Below are 21,636 nucleotides of genomic sequence, written 5' to 3'. Positions count from 1 at the left end.
GTTTTGGCCGGGGCTTGGGCCGGGGCCGGAATCCCGCGCTCCCGGGCCTCGACGACGTCGCGCTTGGTGATGCGGCCGCGCTCGTCGAGGGGCACCCGCGCGAGGTCGATGTCGTGCTCGCGCGCGAGGGCCCGGGCCGCCGGGGTGGCGAGGATCGTCGGGTCGGTGCGGGTCGGAGCCCCCCCTGGAGCCGATGCCGGAGCCGATGCCGGAGCCGCCGAGGGTGGGGCTGAGGCTGGCGCCGCGCCGGCCGTCGCGGACACGGCCGCTTGCACGTCACCCTTGCTCAGCGTCGCGATCACGGACCCGACCGCACACACGTCGCCCTCGCCCGCGCGATGCTCGAGCACGGTGCCGTCGAACGGCGCCGGGACCTCGATCGTGGCCTTGTCAGTCATGACCTCGACGAGGCCATCGTTGGCCGAAAAGGACCGACCCGGGGCGATCAGCCACTGGACGATCTCACCTTCGATCACACCTTCGCCAATCTCGGGGAGCTTGAATTCGATCGTGCTCATGGGGGGTCTCTCAGTAGTGGACGACGTGGGTGATCGCGTTGGCGATCGCGGTCGCGGTGGGGCTGGCGCGGTGCTCCTCATGACCGGCGAGCAGGGCCAAATTGGCGGGCAGCTCACCCGTCACGCGAAGGATCGGAGCGTCGAGGTGGAGGATCGAGCGATCAGCAAACAGCGCCGCGAGCTCGGCACCGATCCCACCGCGGCGGGGCCCGGCGTGGGCGATGACGAGCTTGCCCGTCGCGCTGGCGAGCTCGACGAGCAGCGCCTCATCGAGCGGCGCGAGGCAGCCGAGTTCGACGACGTTGACCTCGATCCCGCTGTGCCTGGCGCAGGCGTCGGCGGCCGCCAGCGCAGGCGCCAGCGCAGCGCCCCACGCGAACACGGTCGCGCGATCGCCCTCGCGCAGCACCGCCGTTGGCGCGCGCGGTAGGCTGGCGTCGAGATCGAGATCGATCATCAAGTCACGCACGATCACGCTGCGCGGCAGCAGCAACACGCGGGGTCCCGACGTGTGCTCGGTGTCGTGGTCGTCGGTGTCGGTGCCGAGAAACTCCGCGGCGCTGCGCAGGTACCCGCACAGATCCTCGGCCCGGCCCGCGCACCACACCTCCACGCCCGGGACCGCCGTCAAGGTGGCCTCGGCGCACTCGGCCTGGTCGCCCCCAACCCCAAACCCGGGCCCGTTGGGCGCGACGAACAGCACAGGTACATCGTGCTGACCGCCGCTGCGCCAGGGCAGCCGGCCGAGCTCGCGCAGGGCCGGCAGCGCCTCGAGTAGGGCCGAGGCCGACGGCAGCAGCACGATCGGGCGCAGACCCGCGAGCGCCAGCCCGCCCGCGTGGGCGACGAGCCCGGCCCCGGTCAGCGGCGAGCCGAGCAGGCGAGGGCGCAGCTGCTCGTCCTCGGCGGCCACCCGCGACAGGCCCAGCATGCCGCCGCTGCGGACGTCTTCACCGAGCAGGCAGCGACGATCATCCTCGCGCAGCAGCGCCGCGACCAGCCGGGCCATGGGTTGCAGCGCGCTCACGCTGGCCCCCCGTCGGTCTGGGCCTGCTCGAACGCCTTTTCGAGTTGTCCGTTGATCTCGGCCTCGCTCACATCCTGAAAGGTCTGGGTCCACTCGCCGCGGCTGTCGAGCAGCCGACGCATGCGCTCGATCGGGTCGCGCTCGGCCGGAGGATCTCGCGTGATCGAGGTGACCACGACCTCGACGAGGCTCGGCCCCGCGCCGTCGTGGGCCCGGTGCAGAGCCGCGGCGATCGATCGCTTGACCCCGAGCGGATCGGCGCCGTCACTGCGACGCGTCCACATCCCGGCCGCCCGCGCGCGATCGGCCACGCTGTCACCGAGCAGCCCGGCCTCGGGTGGGGCGCCGTCGGGCCACAGCTGCGACTTGCACACGAACACCAGGGGCACATCGTGGGCCATGGCCATGGAGATCGACTCGTGAAACATCCCGGTGGTGGTCAGGCCCTCGCCAAACACGACGAGCGTCGCGCCAGCTCCATCACCAGCGAGCGCCTGACCGTGGGCGTGCCCGGCGGCCAACCCCAAGCTCGCGCCCAGAGCTTCGCAGGCGCCCATGATCTTGTGCGCGCTCGAGCTGATCGAGCCCGGCAGCGCGCGCCCGCGTGTTGGTGCGCTCGGCGACCTGAGCAGCTCGCGGGCCAGCTCGGTCAGCGGCATTCCGCGGATCAGGCCGATCGCCGCGTCGCGGTTACCGACGAACACCCAATCGTTGGCGGCCACCGAATCACCGATCGCGACACTGACCGCCTCTTCGCCCGCCGACGACGCCCACATCGGCAGCTCGAGCCGTCGCAATTTGTGATCGAGCACCCGCGCGGCCACCATTTTCTTGTAGTAGCTGCGTAGATCGATCCCGCTGACCGCCGAAGGGTCGACGAGCGCCCCGTTCGAGTCGAGCAGGGCTTCGACCCCTTCAGGTTCCCAGGGAGTTGCTTGCATGCATGTGCTCGCTGGCGTTCGCGGCCGGCGCGGCGCCGAAGGGCTTGTATCTACGCAGCCACGACGCCGTCAAGGCAACTCGTCGACCGGGCCCAAGTCGGGTGTATGCTTCGCGGAGCCAACGTGGTGTGCACGAGCCTTCCCACCGTCTGCTCACATCCACCGCGCGAATACCGACATGTTCGCTGTACCAAGCCTACTCGCTGCCATGACCATCGCGGGCGCGTTTTGGGTGGGCGTGCTCGCGGCTCGTCGCCTGCGCGATTGGGGTGACAACAGCCGCGCCCTCGAACAGGGCGGAGACGCGCCGCTCGCCCTGGCAGCCGCCAGCGGCGCACCATCGGAGAATGTGTCAGTGAAGAAAGTCCGAGCCCGGGTCGCCGAGCGACTGCAGGCCTCCCTCGAGAATGATCGGGGCATGGTCGCCGCCGGGGGCAACGCCCCACGGGCCGCCGAAGACCTCGACATCGAAGGTCTGCGCGTGGGTGACGTGGTCCTGATCGAAGCCAGCGACAGCCAGGTCGAGGGCGACTTCGTCATCGAAGGAATCTTGCGCTTGCGCGAGGGCGGCACCACCACGGTCGTGGCGATCATGGCCGACGGCGAGCGCAAGCGGTGGTTGATCGGCTCGCGCGAGACCGACGATTGGTTCGCCGTCGAGCCCGTGCTCGATCATGGCCTCGCGGGCGAGCCAGCCCGCAACGTCCAGCCCCGCCCCGATCATCCCCGGGTCTACGCGCTCGCCCGGCGCGGCCAGGCCAGCGTCGCGGCGCTCGGCAGCCACGGTCGGCCAGCGGGCTCGCGCGTCGGCACCTACGTGTATCGGGCCGGGGCCCGCGATGTCGTGTGGATCGAGCGCTGGGGCACCCAGATCATCATGGGCGAGGGCCTGAGCCTGGCCCGTCACGCCGTGTCGTTCCTGCCCGGATCATGAACATGATCATGCGCGACCACAGCAGCAGGTTGGGGACCAGGTTGGGGGGCTGAGCCATCTGGACCCCGCCACAGCGCATTCGCCACGCGATCGCGCCAACCCAGTGGCCAACCGCCGCGCAGGCGGCCGCGAGCCCGCTGTTTCAGCCGATCGAGCTGGGGCCGATCACCCTCGCTACCCGCACCTGGGTGCCCGCGATGGTGCCATGGCGGGCCACGGAAGACGGCTTTGTCACGCCCGACGTGATCGGCTGGTATCGCCGATTCGCCCGGGGCAAGCCGGGCGCGCTCGTGGTCGAGGCCACGGGAATTCGTGACGTGCCCTCCGGCCCGCTGCTACGGATCGGTGACGACCGCTTCATCAGTGGTCTGCGCGAGCTGGTCCAGGCCGTGCGCGAGGCCAGCGAAGGTGAGACCAAGCTATTTATCCAGTGCATCGACTTTCTCACGGTCAAGCGCCGGCCGCCCGCGCAAAAATTCTTCGCGCGGTTCCTGCGAATTGACGCAGGCCACAAAGCTCGCCTCGCGGACCACCTGGGCGACCCGCGCTGGCGCGAGGCCGGTGACACGGAGCTGCGCCAGGCCCTGACCGACGGTGACGACGCGCTCCACGAGGCGGTCCTGGACGCCCGCGAGCTCCGGGATCTGCGCTTTGGCTACCGCGAGCAGGTCTGTGACACCCACCTCGAGCACGTCCGCGAGCTCCCCAAGGTGCTCCCGGGCCTGTTCGCCGCGGCGGCCGGTCGCGCCCGCGAAGCTGGGTTTGACGGGGTCGAGCTGCACTACGCCCACGCCTATACAATGGCCAGTTTCCTGTCGCGCACGAACACGCGCGACGACGGCTACGGCGGTTCGCGCGAGGGTCGACTGCGGCTGCCGCTCGAGGTCTACGCGGGCGTGCGCGCGCATGTTGGCTCAGACTACGCGATCGGCTGTCGCTTCCTCGGTGACGAGGTGATCGAGGGTGGCAGCGACCCAGGTGACGCCGAGCACGTTGGCGTCGCGTTCGCGCGCGCGGGCATGAACTTCCTGTCGATCTCGAAGGGCGGAAAATTCGACGACGCCAAGCCCCCCAAGGTCGGCGAGGCCGTGTACCCCTACACCGGGCCCAGCGGCTATGAATGTATGCCCACGGTCTACTCGGACAGCCGAGGCCCGTTCGCGCGAAACGTGCCGCTGTCCGCAGTGATCCGCGCAGCCGTCCACGCGAGCGGGCACGCGACGCCGATCGTCGCCGCGGGCGGCATCAACTCGTTCGAGATCGCGGATCGCATCTTGCGGCAGGACGAGGCCGACATCATCGGCGCCGCCCGCCAGAGCCTGGCCGACCCCGACTGGTGGCTGAAGATGCGCACCGGTCTCGGCGGTGAGATCCGTCGCTGCAAATTCACAAACTACTGCGAGGCGCTCGATACCAAGCACAAGCAGGTGACCTGCCAGCTGTGGGACCGTGAAGCGCTCGACGCACCGGACGTGACCTTGACCCACGACGGTCGGCGCCGGTTGCTCGCCCCCGAGTGAGGTTATTTTTCTCCGCGGTAACCCGTGCCCGAATGCCGCGTAGTGCTATGAGTTCAGAGCGACCGAATGGGAGTCCGGTCGAGTCGAACGGAGTGGTGTTCATCCGCTTCGGGGACAACGGGAGCGCAGCGTGAACCACCTTCGGATCGCGCTGCGAGCAGAACGGGGAACCCGGGTGAGGCGCAAGCCCCACCCGGGGTTTTTTGTGCGTACGTCGTCCCTGCGCGGTCACCCGGTAGATCACCAAAAACCTGGCCCGCGGTTGCAACAATTTCGGTAGTTTTGCGAGATGTCCTGGCGCTCGACCCGACTCGCGGCCTTCTGCGCATGCTCGATGCTGCCCGCGTGTGGCGTCGAGACCTCGCCCAGCGAGACCAGCATGGCGGCGGTCGAGACCAGCGGCGATGGCGATGGCGATGGCGATGGCGACAGCGGGGACGGCGAGCCCGGCGACGGGGATGGCGAGCCCGGCGACGGGGACGGTGAGCCCGGCGATGGCGACGGTGAGCCCGGCGACGGCGACGGCGACGGCGAGACCGGCTTCGGCCCGTGGTGCGGGGCCCCCCCGGCCTGCGACGCGGCCCCACCCGCGCCCGGGCCCGAGCTCAGCTGGGAGCACTTCGACAGCAACGTAATCGCGCTCGCGGGCGACCCCCAGCACCGCGTCCGCGACATGTTCTATGTGCCGGGCGAGACCCAGTGGCTGATGGGCAAGTTCACCTACGGCACCTTCGACAAGGATCTAAAGGACGAGCGCGTCGACGTCTACGTCATGCGCAATTGTGCGGGACCGTGGGAGTTCATGGGTGAGGCATGGACGACGGAAGAGGGCGCCCACGCGACCATCGAGGGCGTCGAGGACACCGGCGGCTGGGTCTACCTCGAGATCCCGCCCGACCAGCAGCTCGACTTTGGCCGGCACCGCGTCCACATGGTCGTGCGCGGGGATCAGACCACCACCGACGGCTTCATCGAGGTCGTCGAGCCCGGCACACCGATCTTCCTCAGCGACATCGACGGCACCCTCACCACCTTCGAGACCGAGGAGTTCGTCGATCTGCTGGCCGGGGTCACGCCAATGGCCAACCAGTTCGCGGCCACGGCCCTGAGCACGCTGCAGGACAAGGGCTATCACGCCATGTACCTGACCGCGCGGCCCGAGTTCCTGGTCCAGCGCTCGCGCGAGTTCATCGCCGAGCGCGGGTTCCCGCCGGGCATCATTCACACCAGCCTGTTCCTCGAGGGCGCGCTCGGTGACGCGGCCGTCGCCTACAAGACCGGCGAGCTGGCCATGCTCATGGGCAAGGGCCTGATCCCCACCTACGTGTTTGGCAACACCGACTCCGACGCCGAGGCCTACGACAACGCCGGGATCATGCCCCTCGATCACCGCGTGTTGTTTCAATTCACGGATCCGTGGGGCGGTCGGCGGATCGAGAGCTACGGCGAGCTGGTACCCGAGTACAGCGCGCTCGCGGATCTCTGCGATTGAGCCGCGTGACTGCAAATCGAGCCCTGCGGATCACCGCCGCGCTCGCGCTCGCGCTGGGCCCAACCGTGGCGGCGTGCAGCAAGCCGTCCGACAGCGCCCAGGCGCGCGGCACCCCCACGCCGATCCGCGCCCAGATCCGCGTCGCCCCGGTCGTCGACCATCACCCCTGGGTGATCGCGTTCGTCACCGAGATCTCGATCGCCCGCCCGCCCGGCGCCGACGCCCGGCTCGAGGGTCGCACCGGCCCCGAGGGCCTGCGTCACCCCGAGCCGATCATCGAAGCCGAGACCCGCGAGGCGCTCGCCGACGCCCTCGCCGACTACGAGCGACGGCGCCCCCGCATGCCCGAGCTGCGCCCGGTCTGGCAGCCCGAGCCATTCGGCCCCCACGAGCGGGTCGCGTGGCGCCTGTATTTCGTCGACACCTCCCGGGGCTTCACCCTCGACGACGACGCCCGCGCCACCCTCGAGCCCCACGACCTCGGCCCCCGCGTCCACGTTCAGCTCGGCGAGTCGCAGCGACAGCAGCTCGCCGCGCTGACCACCGAGCAAGTCGGCCGCCGAATCGCAATCACCGCAGACGACGAAGTCCTGATGCTCCCGGTCGTGGTCGAGCCGATCCCCGACGGCGACATCGCCCTCGTCACCAGCCCCCACCTCGACCCCAAGCTCAGCGCCCCAGCCCTGTTCGAGCGGCTCACCGCCAAGTAATGACCCTCTCAGATGTCTATGCTACTAAGCGCGGCCCATGGCGACCGAAGAACCAGAGCTCATGCAAAAGATCGTCTCCCTGTGCAAGCGCAGGGGCTTCGTGTTTCAGAGCTCTGAGATCTACGGCGGCCTGCGCAGCGCCTACGACTACGGGCCGATGGGCGTCGAGCTCAAGCGCAACCTCATGAACGAGTGGTGGACGGCGATGGTCCACAGCCGCGAGGACATCTACGGGCTCGACGCGTCGATCGTCATGCACCCGGAGGTCTGGCGCAGCAGCGGTCACCTCGCCAACTTCACCGATCCGCTGGTCGACTGTCAGGTCTGCCAGGAGCGGTTCCGGGCTGACAAGGCCCCGCGCAAGGCTGCGGGTGAAGACGCCCCGATCGAGCTGGCCGACAAGGGCCGGGCCAAGGCCGCGCTCGACAAGCTCGCCGAGCCGCTCGCGGAGCAGGGCATCACGCTCGAGCGCAAGGGCAAGGTCCTGCACGGGGCCAAGGCCGGGGATCGCGGCTACGTGTGCCCCAACTGCGGCTCACCGTTCTTGTCGGCCGAGCGCGACTTCAACGGCATGTTCCGGACCAACCTGGGCCCCGTCGATCCGCTCGCGGGGGTCATCGCCGCGGTCCAGGCCGGGGTCGAGCGCGGCGACGATCCCAAGGCCCTGCGCGCTGCCGTCGACGCCGTGATCTCCGAGTCCGCCGTGTACCTGCGGCCCGAGACCGCGCAGGGCATGTTCGTCCAGTTCTTGAACATCCAGCAGTCGATGGCCGCCAAGATCCCGTTTGGGATCGCGCAGATGGGCAAGAGCTTCCGCAACGAGGTCACCGTCGAGCACTTCATCTTCCGCTCGTGCGAGTTCGAGCAGATGGAGATGGAGTACTTCGTCGAGCCCGGCAAGGGCCGCGAGGCGCTGGCCTACTGGAAGGAGCAGCGCATGAAGTGGTGGCAGAGCATCGGCCTGAGCGCCGACAAGCTCAGCTTCCGCGAGCACGATCCCGCCGAGCTCGCCCACTACTCCGACGGCACCTTCGACATCGAGTACCAGTTCCCGTGGGGCTGGGACGAGCTCGAGGGCATCGCCTCGCGCACCAACTACGACCTCTCGGCCCACGCCAAGGGCTCGGGCAAGAAGTTGGTCTATCACGACGCCGAGGCGACCGATCCCGAGACCGGCAAGCAGGGCTGGCGCTACGTCCCCCACGTGGTCGAGCCCGCCGCGGGCGCGACCCGGGGCGTGCTCGCGGTCCTGTGCAACGCCTACGCCGAGGAGCCCGGCGACGAGCAGGGCAAGGGCGCGCGCACGGTCTTGCGCCTGCACCCGCGCCTGGCCCCGATCAAGTGCGCGATCCTGCCGCTGGTCCGCAAGGACGGCATGGACGAGACCGCGCGCAAGGTCGCCGACGAGTTCTTCAAGCAGGGCGTCAGCGCCAAGCTCGACATGCAGCACGCGATCGGCCGGCGCTACGCCCGTCACGACGAGATCGGCACGCCCTACTGCCTGACGATCGACGGTCAGACCGCCGAGGACGAGACCGTCACGATCCGCTACCGCGACGATCGCCGCCAAGATCGGATCAAGATCGGCGCCGCCGTCGACGTCGTGCGCGAGGCCCTCCGCGAGGGCCGCGAGTAGTGCTGCCCATGTGCTAAGGTCCGCCCCGACAGACAGGAACGAGCGATGAGTAATCAGCCCCGAATGGTCCACTGCAAGAAATTGAACGCCGAATTACCGGGCATCCCGTTTCGGCCGTTCCCGACCGAGTTCGGCAAGCAGGTCTACGAAAACGTCTCGATGAAGGCCTGGCAGATGTGGCTCAAGGAGTCGCCCCGCTACATCAACACCTACCGGCTGGACCTGCAGACCAAAGAAGGCCGCGACTTCCTGGAGAACCAGATGAAGGTGTTCTTCGGGTTCGAAGACGGCGACCTCGCCGACACCGCCTGGCGGGCGCCCGAAGAAGGGTAGGCCGGGTCGGCCGGGTCGGCCGGGGCGGCGCTAGAGCGCCAGCGCGGGCGTGCGGACTGTCTTGGCGATCTCGCGCCGACGCATTCGCAAGATCAGCGGGGTCACGGCGGCCCCAAACGCGAACCCAAACAGGTGCGAGAACCAGGCCACGCCCGCGTCGCTGGTCTCGAACAACCCCATCACCGCCTGAAACCCGACCCAGACAAACAGGTACACCCAGACCGGCAGCTTGAGCTGCACGAACAGCACCACCTGAAACAGCTTGTTGCGAGGAAAGCACCACAGGTAGGCCGCCATCACCCCGGCAATTCCCCCAGACGCCCCGATGATCGGCGAGACCGTGTTCTGCGTGAGCAGCACCTCCGCGAACCCGCCGATCAGCGCAGCGCCCAGGAAGAACAGCACGAAGCGCCGCCGCCCAAACAGGGTCTCGACGTTGTCGCCGAAGATGTAGAGGAAATAACAATTGCCCAGCAGGTGGGCCCAGCCGCCGTGCAGCAGCCAGTGGGTGGTCAGCGTGTACCAGCTGCCTTCGCCGATCGCCCCGAATCCAAGCCTGCCCCACTGGTGCTTGAGTGAGCCAGCGACGGGCGCAAAGCACAGATCCGCAAACGTGGCGCCGTCGGCCAGGTCACCAAACATCGCGCCGCTCGGCAGATCGCCGAGGCCCGGCGCGCAGTTGCCAAGATCCACGATGCCCAGCAGCTGCAGCGCGAAGCAGGACAGCAGCGCGGTCACGATCGAGATCACCACCCAGGGCGTGGTGTGGACCGGGTTCTCGACCTCGACGGGGAGCTGGACCAGCAGCTGCGCCGCCCAGATCGCCCCGCGCCGGGCCATGCGTTGCTTGACGTCTTGCTGGCCCTCGCGGGTCGTGGACTTGGCGAGCTTGTGGCGCTCGTGACCGTCGAGCCAGATGCCCTTGCAGGTGTGGCAATGATCGACCGGTGTGCGGATCACTCCGGGTAGATCGTGCTCGCGCATGACCGAACACCCGCGCGGGCACCCGCGCTTGCTCGGGTGCGACGTGGGGTCGAGGGCGTGCTCGAGATCGGTCGCTTCACCGGCGAGCAGGTCGAGCTCCCCGGCATCGAACCACGCCCCATTGCAGACCGGGCAGGCGTCGATTTGCACCACTTCGTCGTCGCCCGTGTCTTCCTCGGGTTCGACCTGCGCCCAGCGATCATGCTCGATCCTGCGCAGCAGCATCGGGACCAGCGCGTGCAGCCGGCAAGCTGGACATTGCGCGTCGACCTGATCGCGGGGTGGGACAGGTGCGTTCACGAAGATCGCGAGCGAGTGTACGCGTTGCGTGGGGGATTGCCGAGCAAGCAGGGACAACGTTGTTTTGGGTCGATCTGCCCCACGCTGCCCGAGCCGTCTGGCAAAAATATCCCGGCGAAGCTGGCGTCGAACGGCCCAACCAGAAATACTGGGTCGGCTCGGATCACGAGTGACGACTCGCTACCACAATCGAGACCACATGCCCGCTATCCCTCGCCCCCACCTCCTCATCTCGCTGTCCTGTGTGTTGCTCCTCGCGCTCCCGGCCTGTGGAAAAACCGGCACCGCGGGCAAGAGCGCCCAGCGCAAGGTCACCGTGAAGATCGGCGGCGCATCGACCCCCGGCTCGGTCACGGCCAACGTCGCCGAGTTCGACCCCAACGCCGACATCTCGCTCGACATGGACAAGTTCGGGTCCGAGCGCCCCGACCAGTACGAGGTCCAGCAAGCATTCTTCGGCCAGTTTGGCGCCCTCGACGAGTGCGTGTGGGCCGAGAAGGACCGGCGCGGCGACGAGGCGCAGCTGCTCGGCGACGTGTCGATGGCGGTCAAGCTCAACCCCGAGCGCTCGCGTCCATTTGGCGTCAACGCGACCATGCCCGAGCCCCACGCCAAGTCGACCAAGCTGCAAGACTGCCTGCGTGAAGCAGCCGCCGGCGCGCCCTACCCGACCTACGACGGCCCCCCGGTGATCGTCGACTTCGAGTTCGAGCTCGACCCCGGCTTCGTCGAAGTTGACGAGTAGGCCCCTACTCGTCGATCACGTTCAGGAACATGTCGGCGAGCTCATGGTGGCCCGTCGGCGTCGGGTGGATACACGTGAGGTCGAACCAGGTCTCTTGATCCGGCCCGCGATAGCACGCGGTCTCCGGGTCATCGGCGTGAAAGCCATGCCCGCAGAAGCCCTCGAACATGAACACCATGTCGGTCATGGTCTCGACCGCCAGCTTCGCGTACTCGACGTTGATATAGGTCATGAACTCGATCAGCTGCTCCGGGTCATCGGGGTTCTTGTCGAACCCCGCGACCCCGGCCGCGGGACATGACAGAAGATCCGCGGTCCCGTCGGTGAACTCGTAGACGTTGGCGTAGACCACATACACGCCGTTGGGGAACTTGTTGGGATCGTCGACGAGCCAGTGGACCATCTGCCGCTGCCAGTCGAGCATCTGCTCGACGTCGTCCCACAGCGCGTCCTCCTCCACGCCCTCGATCGCGTCCTTGGCGATCGCCGCGACGTCGTTGCCGCCCATCGTGGTCACGACCAGCGTGGTCTTCTCGAAGTCGTCGCCGCTGAAGCAGTCCTCGAGCTGCATGCCGCCCGCGATGTAGTCGTCGGTCCGCGCGCCCCACTCGGCACACGAGGCGAAGTCACCGTCCTCCTTGACCACCGAGGTGCCGTTGAAGGGATCGGCCGTCTGCCACAGCAGGTTGGGCGCGTCGATGCCAAACAAGAACGAGAGCTCCTCGGCGAGCACGGACCGGTAGAAGTCCTGGGTCGGCGTGGGCGGGCTCCCGACCGTGACCGAGTCGCCAATGAACACGACCCGCTCGATGCCCTGGATGTCCTGGTGGTTGGTGCCCTGGCAGTGCGAGCCAATCGTCAGGCCGACGTCGCCGTAGCCGGGGCCGGGCGGCATCTGGCCGACGTACTGGGCGGCGATGCAGTCGACGGGGTCGCCGTCGCCGTCGCCGTCGCCGTCCCCGTCGCCGTCGCCGTCCCCGTCGCCGTCGCCAGGATCGCCGTCACCGTCACCGGGATCACCGTCACCGTCGCCGCCCTGGTCGGCGTCATCCTGCTCGTCGCCGTCGCCGTCGCCGGGCGCGTCGGTGGTCGAGTCGGTCTCGGTGGTGTCGCCCGCGATCGGGGCGAGGTCGTCGCCACAACCTGCGAGGGCGAGCCCGGCGATCAAGTACAGCGCAGCTACGGAGTTCTCAGTCAGTGAAGTCATGGTTGGGCCGCCGATCAGCAACAGCGGCAAATCCTACATCAGGGCGCTCGGTGCCAACTGGCCTTTGGACCACCTTGGCGCGGATCATCGGCATCGACGCCGACCCCGCTCCAGCGGATCTTTTGCCGGCAAGAACCCAGAAGAACATCGTTCAGTCGGAGTTTTGCGATCGCGGAGCGCGGCATCTCACTGTTAGGCTGCCCGCATGAGCACCTCGCCCTTCCGGCGGATCTTGATCCCGATCGACTTCACCCAAGACACGGACGCGGCCGTCCACTCTGGGTTCGAGGTCGAGATCGATGGCGGTGGCACGGTGGGTGTCGCGCCAGCTAGCACCACCGCGCTCTCACTCGCAGCCGGGATCGTCGACGCAGCCGGTGAGCTGTGTCTGGTCCACGCGACGCCGACCTACGACAACGCGCGGCTCTACTCCGGCGGCATGAGTGTGGTCGGTGTCGGCGACATCAAGGCGGTCCATGAAGCCGCGCGCAGGGCCTCGATGAAGGTCCTCGAGGCCCTCGCCAACCACTACGCGGCCGGGATCTCGACCACCTTCGTGGTCCGACCTGGGATCGCCATGCAGGTGATCCTCGAGGAGGCCGAGCGGTTCGGCGCGCAGCTGCTGGTGATCCCGGCCAGCGGTCGCAGTCGGGTCGCCCGGTTCTTCCTGGGCAGCACCGCGGATCGGGTGATCCGCGAGTCGCCCTGCCCAGTCCTGGTCGTGCCCGCGACTCCTGCCGAGTGACCTGACAGAGCAAGTCGTCACCGATGCCGTGGGCGAGGTGGACGTCTGGAGTCTCGCAAGCGCGTGAGCTCTCGTCGTGCACGCCAATCCGCGCAAGCGGCAAGCGTTGAACGCGCCGTTCTCCGCGAGGCTCTTTGTCCGTTGATGTGTCCCCGGCGCCCTCTCTTCGTGATCGCGCTACACTGTCGGGCGTGAGCGACGAAGCCAGGCGCATCTTCGAGGCTGCGATGCGGCTCCCCGACGGGGAGCGTGCCGCCCTCGCCTCTGTGCTCAAAGACAGTGTTGGTGACGGATCCTCCTTCGAGGAAATCGAAGCAGCTTGGATCGCGGAGGCCGAGCGACGACGCGAAGATCTACGGGCTGGACGAACCAGCTCCGTGCCGTGGCAGGATGTTCGCCGCGAGATCTTCGACATGGTCCAGCGCGCGCGAGAGCAGCGGGCTACCGGCTGAGTCGCACATGCGACTCGAGTTGACACCTCGAGCGAGAGCGGAGGTGATGGAAGCCACGGCTTGGTACCTCGAAGAGGGCGACATCGAAGTCGGGCTTCGGTTTGCGGAGGAGCTCGATCGTACCTTCGACAGGATCGCCACGAACCCGCTCGCGTGGACTCACCTCGAGCGAGGCATTCGACGTGCGTTGGTCCAGGGCTTTCCCTACGCGGTGCTCTACTGCGTCGAGGCCGAACGTGTCGAGGTGTTCGCGGTCATGCACCAACGCCGCCATCCCGACCGATGGGAACGCTGAGAGTTGCTGCCGCAAATGTGAAGTCGTGCGACGTAGGCATTGGGCGAACAGAGGCGGTCGCGACTAGTTCGCCCCTACTGCAATGAACACAGCGCGACGCGGCTCGCCAGCCGGGGCGTAGAGCTCGAACACGCCCCCGGCGTCGATGTCGAGCAGGACCCCGCGCGGATCAGATGTGGGCAGCGAGTCGAGCGGTCGCAGCATGCACGGCACCTGCTCGCGCGGGGCCTCGAGCACGGCTGTCTGCATGATCGGGTCGTCGCGCAGCGCCGGGTCGATCGCGGTGATCCGGCCCGAGTCGACGCGCAGCAGCCCGACGGCCTCGGCGTGGTCGATCGGCGTGGGCTCGTCGAGATCGGTGTCCAGGGTCAGCAGCACGAACCGAGGCGAGCGCTCGGCGTCGCGCTCACGAGCGATCAGCACCTGCCAGGTCCCAGGCTCGACCGGGATCTCGACATCGAGCCCGACCGGTCCGCGGCGCATGCCCGCGAAGCTCTGGGGGAAGTACTCGACGTCGCAGATCAACAGACCCTCGCCGCAGGCCATGGTGCCGACGTGCTCGAACTCGAGGTCTTGATCGCTCACAGCCCAGCGACCTCCAGCGGAGTGGCCGAGACCATGCGACCGCCGTCGCCGAGCTGGCCGTACTCGTTGCTGCCCCAGCACGCGACCTCACCGCTGCGCAGGCGCGCGCAGCTGTGGTCACGACCGAGCGCCAAGCTGGCGACGTCGAGGCCCTGCACGCTGGACCGGGGAATGGTCGCCGAGCCGCCGACGTAGCCGCCCTGACCGGCCGTGTTGTCCCCCCAACACGACAGCCGGCCGCCCGCGACGGCGCAGGCGTGGACCGAGCCGACCGCGAGGGTCGAGACGCCGGCGAGGCCCTTGACGGGCACGCGACTGGTCCACACCGAGCTCTCGGTCCCGCTCCCGAGCTGGCCGGCGTCGTTGCGACCCCAGCACGCGGCCTTGCCGTCACGCCTGCGCGCGCAGCCGTGCTCGGGCCCCATGGCGATCTCGGCCGCGTCGCTGAGGTTGGCGACCGAGACGGGGACCTGGACGGGGGTCTTGAGCTGGGCGGCCCCGGCCCCGTTGCCGATCTGGCCCTGATTGTTGGCGCCCCAGCACATGACCTCGCCCGACCGCCGCAGCGCGCAGGTGTGGGCGCGACCGCTGCTCAAGGTCGTCGCGTCGGCGAGCTGGACGACGGTCCCGCCGCGCGACCCGGCGCCATCTCCGAGCTGCCCCTCGGCGTCGCTGCCCCAGCAATACACGGACCCCGAGCGACGCAGCGCGCAGCCGTGGCCGTCACCGAGCGTGACCGCGGTCGCGTCGTCGAGCTTGGGGATCGCGTTTGGTTTGACGATCGGAGCGCCGGGGGAGCGGCCGAGCTGGCCCATGTCGTTGGCGCCCCAGCACATCACGCCGCCGGACTTGCGGACCACGCAGGCCTGCGCAGACCCAGCCGTGAGCGCGACGCCATCGCTGACCCCGGCGACCGGGGCTGGCATCGCGCGCGAGCCGTCGCCGCTGCCGTCCCCGAGCTGACCGAGATCGTTGCGACCCCAGCACAGCACCGCGCCGGTCTTGCGGGTCGCACACGAGAACCCATCGCCGCTGACCAGCGCGGTCGCGTCGTCGAGGTTGACGACCCGCTGAACGCCCGTGCGCGCGGCCCCGCCCTCGCTGCCCGCGTCCCCTTGGCCGAGCGCTCCGCCAGCGTCGTCGCCCCAGCACGCGACTTCGTTGTCGGCTCGCAGCGCGCAGCTGAAACGCTCGCCGAGCGCGAGGTCGCGGACCGAGCCGAGCTTGACCGGGGACGGGCGAGACTTCGAGTCGAAGCTCCCGTCGCCGAGCCGGCCGTCTCGGTTTTGCCCCCAACAGCGCGCGGTCCCGCTTTGGTGGCGCAAGCAGGCGTGCTCGGGGCCGAGCTCGAGCTCGACGATCCCGTCGTTTTGGCTGCCCTCGGCGACCTTGCGCGGGCGCGGCGAGGGCCTGCCGTCGTCGTCCTCGCCCCAGCAGTACACGGACTGAGCCGTAAACCCGCAGGTGCGCGCGCCCGCGGCCGCCAGCCCGATCAGGCCCGCCATGTCGACGACGCTCGATGGCCGCTCATGACCCGTGGTGGTGCCGTCGCCGAGCTGGCCCTTGTCGTTGGCGCCCCAGCAGATCCCGCCGCCGGTCTGGCGTAGCACGCAGGTGTGGCGTTCCCCGGCGACGAGGCCGATCGCGTCGACGAGCCCGCGGATCTGGGCGGGCTCGGTCCACGTCGTGCGTGTGAGGTTGCCGAGCTGGCCGTCGCTGTTGTTGCCCCAGCACACGACCGCGCCGTTTTGCCGCAGCGCGCAGGTGTGGTCGCCGCCCGCGGCGACCAGCTTCGCGTCGCTCAGGCCACGCACGGCGCTGGGTCGCGACGCAGAGATCTCGGTGCCCGATCCCAGCTGTCCGCGATCGTTGGCGCCCCAGCACGACACCGCGCCCGAAGCCCGAAGCGCGCAGGTGTGCGAGCGCCCGAGCGCGAGCTGCCTGGCGTCGCCGAGGCCCTGGACGGTCACGGGGTTGCTGCGATCGACGGTGGTCCCGTCGCCGAGCTGCCCGGCTGCGTTGGCGCCCCAGCAGCTCACCGCCCCAGACTCGCGTAACACGCAGGCGTGCCCCGTCCCAGCTGCCAGCGCGCTGGGGGTGGGTGCCCCGCGCGATCCCTTGTCACTGCCACCGCCGCCATCGGCGTCGGGGCGCTCGCTGTGGCGACCACCCGACGAGACTTCACAAGCCAACGCCGACGCGAGGGCGAGCCCCGCCACGCCTAACCAGTGCCACTTGAATCCACGAGAGTCGCCGGGTGTGGTCATTCGCGGGCAGGATAGCTGGTTTGCAGCGGCAAGATTCAGGGGTCGGGTGAAAGTCTCTGCACAGGGGTGACGTCGAATAGTGCTCCAGTTGGCAGACGGCGGGCCGCGGCTTTCGTATGCTGCGACCGATGCGACCTGGGGACGTCTTGTCTGCTGCGCGGCACTATCTTCGAAGCCACCCCGAGGAGCTCAGCCGCGTGCTCCGCAACGCGATCGGCATGCGCTTTGGTGTGCCGCTCGCCGCGTTTCGTTGGCTCGCCGGTCAGATGGCCGACTCCGACGCCGTCGAAGACGTCGAGGTCGGCGCGGTTCCGCCGGGCCTGCGGATGGCGGCGACCTTCGATCTGATGCGGACCCGGGTCCGCGCGGGCGCGGTGCTCTACATCGATCGCATCCAGCTCAGCGGTGACGAGATGCGGCTCGAGCTGCGCCTCGAGGACGTGTCGATGATCCCGATCGACACCCACAAGAGTCAGATCTCCGCGCTGCTCGTCACGCGCGCGCTGGATCTGTCGCGGCCCGGCGACCTCGTGCAGCACCTGCCCGACATGCCCGACATGATCGTCGACGCGCACGGCAACCGCGTGGTCCTGGACCTGATGCGGGTGCCCCAGCTCGCCAAGGATCCCCTGGTTCGCCACGCGCTGGGTCTGATGACCTCGCTGATGACCCTCGACGGGATCGAGACCGAGGGCGACCACCTGGATCTGCACTTCAAGCCGCTGCCAGAGGGCCTGGTCGCGGCCGCCGACGCGATCGGGGATCACCTGGTCGTGCCGATGCTGCAGCGAGCCCGCAAGGTCATGCCCAAGGCGCTGCGCGGCGGCATGCGGCGGATGCTGAGCATGATCGCCGGAGACGACGGCGCCCGCTCACGCGCGTGAGCCCGGGCCTGGCGCCTTGCAGGTCACTTACAGTTGGACTCGACCGCGGCGATCGAGGTCTGGGCCAGCACGCACTCGACCTCGGCGACGCTGCCCTCGCTGACGCAGGCCTCGACGACCTTGTCGCGCTGATCGTTGGCGAGCTTCTTGATGCGTGAGTCGGGCTTGTCGCGCGACTCCTCGAGCAGCTTCACGAAGTGATCGGCGAACTCGTCGCACTGCGCTTCACTGGGCTTCTTGGCGCAGGCGGTGAGGAGCACGCTGGCGCCCAGCAGGGCGCTACACAGGAAGACTCGACGAGGACGTGGCATGCGGGCTCGCTGCCCACGCTAACCGAAGTCCACCGCCTGACCAAGCATGAGCCTGGGGCGCGGGCGCGGCGTCGCAAACTCACCGCGCGCGGCCACTTGGAGCTGGCTGCTCGCTGCTTTACGCTGGCGCCTGGATATGCCGCTCTCGAGTTTGTCTCGGTTCGCCCGCGTTGGCCTCGCCGTGGTGCTCAGCTGCGCCTTCGTCGGCGGCGCAAGCACGGGCTGCGTGCGCGCGGGCATGGAGCGGCAGGCCGAGGTCCCGATGGGCAGCTGGCCGGCCTGGCAGGATCTGAGCCCGCTGATCGAGGTCGCCAAGGCCCACACCGACGGATCCGCGCTCGAGGCCATGCAGCAGGCTCGCGAGCTGCTGCGCGAGGGCAAGGCCTACAGCGCCGACAAGCTGCTGGCCGCAGCCGCGAGCAGCTCGGGCCGACACTGGATCGCGGTCGCGCGGGCCGACATCGCCGCGCTGTACTTCACGACCTGCATTCGCGGGGTCGCGTGGCGGCTGCCCGATGATCTCGGCCCGCACGAGCGCATCGTCGACTACGATCCGCAGACCAAGGTCGCCCCGGGCGACCTCTCGGTCGAGGCCCTGCTGACCAACCTCGACGACGCGATCGAGGCGGGCAAGAACTCGCCAGCGCTCGCCACTCAGGCCCGGATCGCGCGGGTCCGCGTGACCGGGTTCGCGGCCTCCTGTCCGCCCAACCCCGAGGTCGGCAAGCGGGCGTCGGCGATCATGAACAGCGACCTTGCGACGCTGGCGGCCGAGCACCACATGACGCCCGACCTCGCGTACATGTGGGCTGGCGTGCAGATGCAGACCTACTCGGGCACCGCCGCGCGACCGTTCCTGCACCAGGCGCTCGAGGGTGGGTTCGACGATCCCTCGGTCACGTACATGCTCGGCGCGATCGCCTACGAGCAGGGCGAGCTCGACGAGGCCGAGCGGCTCGCCGCCGAGGCAGCCAAGCGCTACACCGAGCTGGGGGATCTGTCGCAGCGGGCCCAGGTGTCGGCCTTGCGCGGTGAGATCGCGCTGATGGCCAAGCGCTTCGACGCCGCCGCGAAGCACTTCGAGCTGTCCGTCGAGCTGCTGCCCAACCACACTGGGGCGATGTTGGGGATCGCCGAGGTCGAGCGCGAGCGCGGCGGCGCGATCCAGGCGTCCGAGCGGCTGACCCAGCTGATCCGCGGGCTGACCCTCGAAGACCAGGAGCTCGACGAGCGGGTGGCGCTGATGATCGTGGATGATCTGGAGTCGCTGGTGATCATGGCCAACCAGGACGAGCTGGAGATCGCCCAGATCACCCGCGACGCGCTGCTGTTCGAGATCGACCTCGAGCAGGATCCCTTCCGCCGAGGTCTGCGGTACTTCTACGCGGCCGCGCTCGAGGTTCGGCTGGGCGACTACGACTCGGCCCGGGGCCACGCAGCCACGGCCGGGATGGAGTTCGACGAGACCTGGGTGCCGATCCCGGCCAAGGCGGATCCGCGGGCGTTCTTGGATCGCCTGGCCGAAGCGGCTGGTTAGAGACCTTCGCCGCTCGCCGCCCGCCGGTGATTGGCGCTCAGTTGTCTTCGTCGCTCGCGTGGTCGTCGTCGCTGCTCGCGTCGTCGGACTCGCTCTCGCTCGAGTCGCTGCCTGCGGCGTCGGACTCGCTGCTGCTCGCTTCGACCTCGCCTGAGCTGTCGTCGGTCTCGCTCGTGTCCGCTTCGCTCGCGGCGGCGGCCTCGTGTTCTTCGCTGCCGGCCTCGCCGAGCATCATCTCGGCGGTGCTCATGATCACGACCGGCGCGGGCACGCCGCTGCCGCTGATCCCGGGCTGCAGGTGCTCGGAGCCGACCTTGGCCTGCTCGCCCAGCCGCTCGAACTCGACGAACTGGCCGTAGCAACCACGCGCGGGCTCGCCTTCGCCGACGACCTCGATCACGCGCCCGACCTCGAACGCCTTTTGCTCGTCACCGATCGTCAGCTTCAACAAGCTGCGGACTGGCGGAGGCTGCTCGAGCGCGAGAAACATCCGGTCGCCAAGCTCGCGCAGCTGCGCAGACTCGGACAGGTTGGCTTGGCGTAGATCGACACGTGCGGCTGTCTCGGACATGGGCCCCCTCGGGACGCCAACATTATCACGGCGCCAGGTGCCGCCGCGCATCGTTCCAGTGCGCGTCCAGCTGCGCGAGCGAGCGCGCCCAGCTGAAGCGCTGAGCTCGTGCTCGCGCCGCGCGGCCCATCGCGTGACGCCGGTCGGGATCCCGCAGCAGCGCGCCGACGACCTCGACGGCGGCGCGCACGTCCCCGGCCGCGAACAGCTCGCCGGTCTCGCCGGGCACGACCAGCTCGGTGCTCCCGGTCGCGTCCGCGCAGACGGTGGGCACGCCCGAAGCCATGGCCTCGAGCGTCACGTTGCCGAAGGTCTCGGTGGTGCTCGGGTACAAGAACAGATCCGCGCTCGCGTAGGCGCGGGCGAGCTCCCGGTGATGCAGCTCGCCCAAAAAGTGCGTGTCGGGGCAGCGCCGCGCCAGCGCCTCGCGGGCCGGCCCCGCTCCCGCGATCGCGCTGTGGTGCGGCCAGGGGGTACGGGCGAGCCCGGCCAGCACCGCCGCCAGATCGGCCAGGCCCTTCTCCCAGCGCAGCCGAGCCACGAACAGGATCAACGGGACGTGATCCGGGACGCCCAGGCGCCGACGCCAGCTGATGTCGCGCCGCGCCGGGTCGAACGCGCGCGGATCGACGCCGCGCCCCCACACGCGCAGCTCCGACTCGATCCCGCGCGCGCGCAGGGTCGCGAGCATCGACTCGGTCGGGGCGTAGACGTGCCGACAGCGGTTGTAGAACCGCCGGATCCACGCCCACACGCCGCGCTCGAGCAGCGGACCGAGCACGCCGACGCCCGGCACGGGCATGAAGCGCAGGTACCGAGCGATCTCGCTGTGGTACGAGCCGACTGCAGGGATCCCGTGGGCGGCCGCGAAGTCGAGCGCGGCCTCGCCCGCCAGATCGGGGCTGCCCACGTGGATCAAGTCCGGCTCAAACTGCTCGAGCGCGCGTCGGGTCGCGCGCGGGATCCCGAGCGCGAGCCTGTACTCGGGCTGGACGGGGACCGGGATCGACGGGACCGGGGCGAAGGTCGCAGCGCTCGGTCCGGGCAGCGCCGGCCCACCCGGGGCCACCACCATCACCTGGTCGCCGGCCTGAACCCGAGCGCGAACCAGGCGCTGATAGGTCAGCGCGACGCCATCAACCACGTTGACGTAGTTGCCGACGACGATAACTGCCCGCATCGCAAACCAAAACGAAGACGAGCCGAGGCTCGTCTCGAAGCACGCACCTTGGCGTCCGTGGAGGGGTGGCGCAACCCGACGCGCCCGCGGTGGGGGCCGATCCCAGAGTCGAACCGGGCCGAACCCCGACCGAACCCCAACCCGAGACAGGCCGAATCCGGCGCGTGCCGAGCCGAGCTCGAGACCCGGCCCTAGTCCGCGGCCGCTTCCTTCTCTTGCACGCTCTTGTGCAGGAGTTCGACGAGCTCGTTGATGTTGTTGAGCTGGTTCAGCTCGGAGCGCGGCACCTTCACCTTGAGCTCACGCATGCTGCACGACACGACCTCGACGATGTCGAGGCTGTTGGCCCCGAGATCCTTCATCGACTTGACGGGGTCGATCTCGACTCCCTCGAGCTCTTCGATGGTGTCCACCAAGTGGCGCGTGACGACCTCGAGCACATGTTCGCGGGTCATTGGTTCT

Annotated in this window: 23 protein-coding genes; 12 read left to right on the top strand and 11 right to left on the bottom strand. The window is 69.1% G+C overall.

Annotated elements, in window-relative coordinates:
- The 3 genes from ENSA7_RS11745 to ENSA7_RS11735 all read right to left on the bottom strand — a co-directional run.
- The coding region (locus tag ENSA7_RS11745) for a biotin/lipoyl-containing protein (protein WP_181233654.1) at positions 1-518 on the bottom strand (518 nt) is incomplete at its 3' end.
- 10 nt (positions 519-528) lie between these two features.
- Complete coding sequence (locus tag ENSA7_RS11740) at positions 529-1,545, bottom strand: transketolase C-terminal domain-containing protein (protein WP_106089348.1); 1,017 nt, start codon at positions 1,543-1,545, stop codon at positions 529-531.
- Entirely contained in the window at positions 1,542-2,486 is a 945-nt protein-coding gene (locus ENSA7_RS11735) for a thiamine pyrophosphate-dependent enzyme (RefSeq protein ID WP_106089347.1), read from the bottom strand. The genes ENSA7_RS11740 and ENSA7_RS11735 overlap by 4 nt, the downstream gene beginning before the upstream one ends.
- Positions 2,487-2,694: 208 nt before the next feature.
- Between ENSA7_RS11735 and ENSA7_RS11730 the strand changes: the two genes are divergently transcribed.
- The 6 genes from ENSA7_RS11730 (at position 2,695) to ENSA7_RS11700 (ending at position 9,111) form a co-directional block, all read left to right on the top strand.
- Positions 2,695-3,420 carry a DUF4178 domain-containing protein gene (locus tag ENSA7_RS11730; RefSeq protein WP_181233653.1) on the top strand — a complete coding sequence of 242 codons (726 nt, stop codon included), beginning with the start codon at positions 2,695-2,697 and terminating at the stop codon, positions 3,418-3,420.
- A gap of 197 nt (positions 3,421-3,617) precedes the next feature.
- Positions 3,618-4,940, top strand: coding sequence for an oxidoreductase (locus ENSA7_RS11725; protein WP_244923777.1), 1,323 nt, complete (start codon positions 3,618-3,620; stop codon positions 4,938-4,940).
- 289 nt (positions 4,941-5,229) lie between these two features.
- Positions 5,230-6,432, top strand: a complete 1,203-nt coding sequence (locus tag ENSA7_RS11715) for an LNS2 domain-containing protein (RefSeq protein ID WP_181233652.1) — start codon at positions 5,230-5,232, stop codon at positions 6,430-6,432.
- A 5-nt stretch (positions 6,433-6,437) separates the two neighbouring features.
- A complete protein-coding gene (locus tag ENSA7_RS11710) occupies positions 6,438-7,142 on the top strand; it encodes a SecDF P1 head subdomain-containing protein (protein WP_106089342.1) in 705 nt (234 codons plus the stop codon).
- Positions 7,143-7,179: 37 nt separating this feature from the next.
- The gene (locus ENSA7_RS11705; RefSeq protein ID WP_244923776.1) at positions 7,180-8,778 is read left to right on the top strand and encodes a glycine--tRNA ligase; all 1,599 of its coding nucleotides are present in this window, start codon (positions 7,180-7,182) and stop codon (positions 8,776-8,778) included.
- 45 nt (positions 8,779-8,823) lie between these two features.
- Positions 8,824-9,111 (top strand): oxidative damage protection protein, encoded by a 288-nt coding sequence (locus ENSA7_RS11700; RefSeq protein WP_106089341.1) that lies wholly within the window; start codon positions 8,824-8,826, stop codon positions 9,109-9,111.
- A 30-nt stretch (positions 9,112-9,141) separates the two neighbouring features.
- Here ENSA7_RS11700 and ENSA7_RS11695 read toward each other — a convergent pair whose 3' ends face one another.
- Positions 9,142-10,395, bottom strand: a complete 1,254-nt coding sequence (locus ENSA7_RS11695; RefSeq protein ID WP_106089340.1) for a rhomboid family intramembrane serine protease — start codon at positions 10,393-10,395, stop codon at positions 9,142-9,144.
- A 199-nt stretch (positions 10,396-10,594) separates the two neighbouring features.
- Between ENSA7_RS11695 and ENSA7_RS11690 the strand changes: the two genes are divergently transcribed.
- Positions 10,595-11,140, top strand: a complete 546-nt coding sequence (locus ENSA7_RS11690) for a hypothetical protein (RefSeq protein WP_146157595.1) — start codon at positions 10,595-10,597, stop codon at positions 11,138-11,140.
- 4 nt (positions 11,141-11,144) lie between these two features.
- Here the strand turns inward: ENSA7_RS11690 and ENSA7_RS11685 are convergent, their stop codons facing one another.
- Positions 11,145-12,347 carry an SGNH/GDSL hydrolase family protein gene (locus tag ENSA7_RS11685; RefSeq protein WP_146157594.1) on the bottom strand — a complete coding sequence of 401 codons (1,203 nt, stop codon included), beginning with the start codon at positions 12,345-12,347 and terminating at the stop codon, positions 11,145-11,147.
- A gap of 205 nt (positions 12,348-12,552) precedes the next feature.
- Between ENSA7_RS11685 and ENSA7_RS11680 the strand changes: the two genes are divergently transcribed.
- The 3 genes from ENSA7_RS11680 (at position 12,553) to ENSA7_RS11670 (ending at position 13,839) form a co-directional block, all read left to right on the top strand.
- Positions 12,553-13,092, top strand: a complete 540-nt coding sequence (locus ENSA7_RS11680; protein ID WP_106089337.1) for a universal stress protein — start codon at positions 12,553-12,555, stop codon at positions 13,090-13,092.
- Between the two features lie 191 nt (positions 13,093-13,283).
- Positions 13,284-13,544: an addiction module protein gene (locus ENSA7_RS11675; protein ID WP_106089336.1), complete on the top strand. Its 261-nt coding sequence runs from the start codon at positions 13,284-13,286 to the stop codon at positions 13,542-13,544.
- A complete protein-coding gene (locus tag ENSA7_RS11670) occupies positions 13,483-13,839 on the top strand; it encodes a type II toxin-antitoxin system RelE/ParE family toxin (protein ID WP_106089335.1) in 357 nt (118 codons plus the stop codon). The genes ENSA7_RS11675 and ENSA7_RS11670 overlap by 62 nt, the downstream gene beginning before the upstream one ends.
- Positions 13,840-13,902: 63 nt before the next feature.
- Here ENSA7_RS11670 and ENSA7_RS11665 read toward each other — a convergent pair whose 3' ends face one another.
- Both ENSA7_RS11665 and ENSA7_RS11660 read right to left on the bottom strand, forming a co-directional pair.
- On the bottom strand, positions 13,903-14,424 hold the full coding sequence (locus ENSA7_RS11665) for a hypothetical protein (protein ID WP_106089334.1): 522 nt from the start codon (positions 14,422-14,424) through the stop codon (positions 13,903-13,905).
- Complete coding sequence (locus tag ENSA7_RS11660) at positions 14,421-16,643, bottom strand: RCC1 domain-containing protein (RefSeq protein WP_181233650.1); 2,223 nt, start codon at positions 16,641-16,643, stop codon at positions 14,421-14,423. The genes ENSA7_RS11665 and ENSA7_RS11660 overlap by 4 nt, the downstream gene beginning before the upstream one ends.
- A gap of 176 nt (positions 16,644-16,819) precedes the next feature.
- Between ENSA7_RS11660 and ENSA7_RS11655 the strand changes: the two genes are divergently transcribed.
- Positions 16,820-17,575 (top strand): hypothetical protein, encoded by a 756-nt coding sequence (locus tag ENSA7_RS11655; protein ID WP_146157593.1) that lies wholly within the window; start codon positions 16,820-16,822, stop codon positions 17,573-17,575.
- 23 nt (positions 17,576-17,598) lie between these two features.
- On the opposite strand, the gene ENSA7_RS11650 is transcribed toward ENSA7_RS11655, so the two are convergent.
- A complete protein-coding gene (locus ENSA7_RS11650; protein WP_146157592.1) occupies positions 17,599-17,886 on the bottom strand; it encodes a hypothetical protein in 288 nt (95 codons plus the stop codon).
- Positions 17,887-18,022: 136 nt separating this feature from the next.
- On the opposite strand from ENSA7_RS11650, the gene ENSA7_RS11645 reads away from it, so the two are divergent.
- Positions 18,023-19,423, top strand: a complete 1,401-nt coding sequence (locus tag ENSA7_RS11645; protein WP_106089330.1) for a tetratricopeptide repeat protein — start codon at positions 18,023-18,025, stop codon at positions 19,421-19,423.
- 37 nt (positions 19,424-19,460) lie between these two features.
- Here the strand turns inward: ENSA7_RS11645 and ENSA7_RS11640 are convergent, their stop codons facing one another.
- From ENSA7_RS11640 to ENSA7_RS11630, 3 genes are all read right to left on the bottom strand, one after another.
- Positions 19,461-19,994 carry a hypothetical protein gene (locus ENSA7_RS11640; RefSeq protein WP_106089329.1) on the bottom strand — a complete coding sequence of 178 codons (534 nt, stop codon included), beginning with the start codon at positions 19,992-19,994 and terminating at the stop codon, positions 19,461-19,463.
- A 25-nt stretch (positions 19,995-20,019) separates the two neighbouring features.
- A complete protein-coding gene (locus ENSA7_RS11635) occupies positions 20,020-21,174 on the bottom strand; it encodes a glycosyltransferase family 4 protein (protein WP_106089328.1) in 1,155 nt (384 codons plus the stop codon).
- Positions 21,175-21,365: 191 nt separating this feature from the next.
- Entirely contained in the window at positions 21,366-21,629 is a 264-nt protein-coding gene (locus tag ENSA7_RS11630; RefSeq protein ID WP_052551694.1) for a phosphopantetheine-binding protein, read from the bottom strand.
- Positions 21,630-21,636: the final 7 nt, after the last annotated feature.

The sequence above is a fragment of the Enhygromyxa salina genome (assembly GCF_002994635.1).
Taxonomy (GTDB): domain Bacteria; phylum Myxococcota_A; class Polyangia; order Nannocystales; family Nannocystaceae; genus Plesiocystis; species Plesiocystis salina_B.
The sequence above is the reverse complement of the archived record's forward strand: the minus strand, read 5'-3'. Positions and strand labels throughout refer to the sequence as shown.